Here is a 3190-nt window from a genome sequence, read left to right as displayed (position 1 = left end):
GTCCCATCCGGTGCGTTCTCGCCATCCGGTGTGAAGGAATGGTAGCGGCAGAGGCGCTGCGGGGCAATCACCCTCGGCCAGGGTCCGGAGACATCGCTGCCAGGTCGGTCGTCACCCCTTGCCGCCGGCGGCCAGTTGGCGAGGCAGCCTCGAGGGGCGCGCCCGCTGGCGGGCATGTCCTCCCCAGCTGATTCTCCCTTATGCCTCTCGGGTGCCCCAACCCTACAGCCGGATTCGGGCATTCCCCGAATCCGGCATCTCATGCGCTTCGATCAACCGCCGCTGGCCCGTCCGAGTGCCATCGCAGCCTCCGCCGTGCATTGCCTCCGCCGCCAGGGCGCCGAGGCGGGCGCAGGCGAGGACCGATCAGCGGACCTCATATGGAAGCGTGCGATCCAGTTTGTCGTTCAAATAGAGATCGACTTTGTAGCTCCCGGTCGGCCACTGCAGGTCGTTGCTCAACTCGAACGTGAGCGTTCCGTCGCCTGAGGTGAGGCTGGTCTCATCGATCTGGAAATTCGGTTCAACCCCCTCGGCCTCGACCGCCGTCCACACTGCCTTGACGCTGGTGTCTTCCGGAGCGTTGGCGAGCTCCACCAAGAGATAGATGGTCTGCTGGTCCGGGGCGAACACGGACGTCTCGGGAGACCCGGAGGCGTCCGGCGAGAGCACAGCCCCCGAGATGTTGGCCGTGGTGATACTGCCCCCGCATGCCAAGGCGGCCAGAGCCAGGAACACCACAACACCCGCGATCTGAACACTATGTGACTTCACGCCTATCCTCCTGTGGCGGGCCAGAGGCCCCATTCCGGATTGGCCGCAGGCGTCGGGCGAGTTCGAGCGATCCACCCGGCTTCGGCGGCCATAGGGCGTGACTCTACCGCACACAGCCCCTGACGCCAAGGGTTTTTCCCAGGGTCAAGGCTAGGTCGTGCCAACGGAGAACTTGGCGAGAATGGGCAGCTCGTTTGAGTTTGTGACTGATCCCGGGATTCGAGACTCCGGACGCTCGCGCCTCCGATCGCACGGCTTCGGTCCCCTGCAGGCACCCCCAGCCCTGCTCCCGACCGCCGCCACGGCGCCCGATGGCTGGCGGGCCGGGACCTCGTCCGCGACCTCGCCATGCCCCGCTCCGACCCGTCAGCCTGGGTCGAGCGCGACAACAGCCGCTCCCAAGGCGCGGGGTCGGCGAGCGGTCAGTTGAAGCGCCGCCCTCGCCCCCGCTCAACCGGCAAAGCCAAGATCTTCTGAACCTCGCCTGGGTCCCGGGTCTGTGGGGAGTATGCATGGCCCGAGCGCCGCTCGTGTTCAGCGACGAATGCACGCAGCTGGTTCCTCGATCCCTGCAGAAGCTTGATGGTTACCCGTTGAAGGCTCGGGTCGGCGGTCTCGGCCAGGTGCTCCTCGAGATCACGGATGTCCTCACCCTCGACCAGGGCGGCAGCCCGGGGAGCCGCTTCGAGGGAGTCGGAGCCTTCGAGAAGGGGCGGGTCGTACGGCGCCTGCAGTTGCGAGTCAGCAAGAACTCTTTCGGGGCTGTCCTCAGCCGGGTCATCAATGCCGGGCGAATCGAGCGGCCGCGCCACGGCCGCCGGTTGGGCCGCTTCACTCGAGGCAATTCGCTTGGAGGTCGGCACCCGCCTCAGGCTGTGCAGCTCGAGGTCATGTCGTGCGCTAGCTTCTCCGTTTCGCGCATGGACCCCAGCCCCGCCACTTCCTCGGGGTCCGGCCCCCCGTCGGCGGGGTAGGCGGCGCTTGTCGACTCGCCTTCTCCCGCGTGCCTGGAAGGGCATCATTGCCCGGAGGTGCTGCGACGGAGAGCGGGGCTGATCCTCCAGTTCGACGGGCGCGGCTTGAACCGCAGCCGGGGCAAGAGCCAGCCATCTGCGCAATGCGACTGCTGCCGAAATGGGTGTTCGCAGGTGGCATGGAGGTGAGGCAGAGAGCAGAGCCTGCAATCGGAAGGATTCGTGCGTCCGAGGGGAAGCCCACCGCCCAGCGAGGCAGAATCTGTGAGGGCGGTGTGCAGCTCCTGCGCATTTGGTTGTGCCCACCGGACGGGATCCCGACCCGTTGGGGCAATCCGCCCGGGGGCCTCGCCTTCTTCGCCGTCAGCCGCGGCGGATGCGGGCGGGGCTTGCCCACTCGCCCCTCCGGTCAACGATCGGAGCATGCGCCTCAGGAGGTCGGGCCGGAGACAGGAAGTGTGAACCCCCCGTCGACCACGATCGTCTGGCCGCAGATCATGGCCGCATCCGTGGAACACAGAAAGGCGACGACGTTGGCCACATCCTCTGGGGTTGTCAGGCGTCCGGCGGGGGTGAGGGCAGCCAGCCGTGAAATTGGATCCTCACCCTGCATCACCTGGAAGTGCTTCAAGGCGTCTGTCTCGACGATCCCCGGAGAGACCGCATTCACCCGGATGCCGCGCGGTGCGAGTTCGACTCCCAGGTACCGGGTGAGGGCCTCGAGTGCGGCCTTGCTGGCCCCGACCACGACGTACTCAGGAAGGACGCGGGTCGCGCCTGGGCTGGAGAGGCTGACGATGCTGCCTCCGCCGGTCATCAATGGGACGGCTTGCTGCGCGCAGAACAGGAGGGAGCGGGCGTTGATGTTCATCGTCCAGTCCCAGCCGCGCGGCTTCTGCTCCAGCGCTGGCCGGTTGAAGCCTGAGGCCGCATTGCACACCAGGATGTCCAGCCGGCCGTAGTCGCGGCGCACCGTGTCGAACAGCTCGTCAATGCCGGCCATCTCGCCCACATTGGCGCGCACCACGGTGGCTCGGCAGCCCATCGCCTGGATAGCGGCTGCGGTCTCTTCAGCGCCGCCACGGTTTCGGAAGAAGTTGACGACGATCGAGGCGCCTTCGCTGGCCAACTTCAGAGCGATTGCCCGGCCGATCCCGCGGCCCGACCCGGTCACAATGGCGATCTGCTCTTGGAAGCGCGGCCCTTGGCTCTTGGACATGGCAGGCATCTTACCACCCCCGGCCCAACCAGCTGGCGAACGCAGGCAGGCGCTGACGTGGCCGAGACCTCGCTCGGAGCCGGAAGTCGTTCCGCGAGAGGTGTCATATTCCACCCAGAGGCGGTGCAACCCGCACTTGGCGTCTATGATAGATTCGAACTGTGAAGGACCCGCACCTTGGCGAGCAGGTCTCCGCCGAGCTTGCCCAGGCGGACCGGGCGCG

The 3190-nt window shown here is 66.9% G+C and carries 3 protein-coding genes; all 3 read right to left on the bottom strand.

The window, feature by feature from the left end; translation table 11 throughout:
* Positions 1 to 366 precede the first annotated feature (366 nt).
* Positions 367 to 774: a hypothetical protein gene (locus tag MUO23_15190; protein ID MCJ7514295.1), complete on the bottom strand. Its 408-nt coding sequence runs from the start codon at positions 772 to 774 to the stop codon at positions 367 to 369.
* A 422-nt stretch (positions 775 to 1196) separates the two neighbouring features.
* A complete protein-coding gene (locus MUO23_15185) occupies positions 1197 to 1637 on the bottom strand; it encodes a DUF2202 domain-containing protein (protein MCJ7514294.1) in 441 nt (146 codons plus the stop codon).
* A gap of 541 nt (positions 1638 to 2178) precedes the next feature.
* A complete protein-coding gene (fabL, locus tag MUO23_15180; GenBank protein ID MCJ7514293.1) occupies positions 2179 to 2967 on the bottom strand; it encodes an enoyl-[acyl-carrier-protein] reductase FabL in 789 nt (262 codons plus the stop codon).
* Positions 2968 to 3190 lie beyond the last annotated feature (223 nt).

The sequence above is a fragment of the Anaerolineales bacterium genome, assembly GCA_022866145.1.
Lineage (GTDB): Bacteria > Chloroflexota > Anaerolineae > Anaerolineales > E44-bin32 > PFL42.
The sequence above is the reverse complement of the archived record's forward strand: the minus strand, read 5'-3'. Positions and strand labels throughout refer to the sequence as shown.

Excerpts from the sequence above, each read along its gene's own strand:
- fabL (MCJ7514293.1), bottom strand. The coding sequence starts at position 2,967 with ATGTCCAAGAGCCAAGGGCCGCGCTTCCAAGAGCAGATCGCCATTGTG.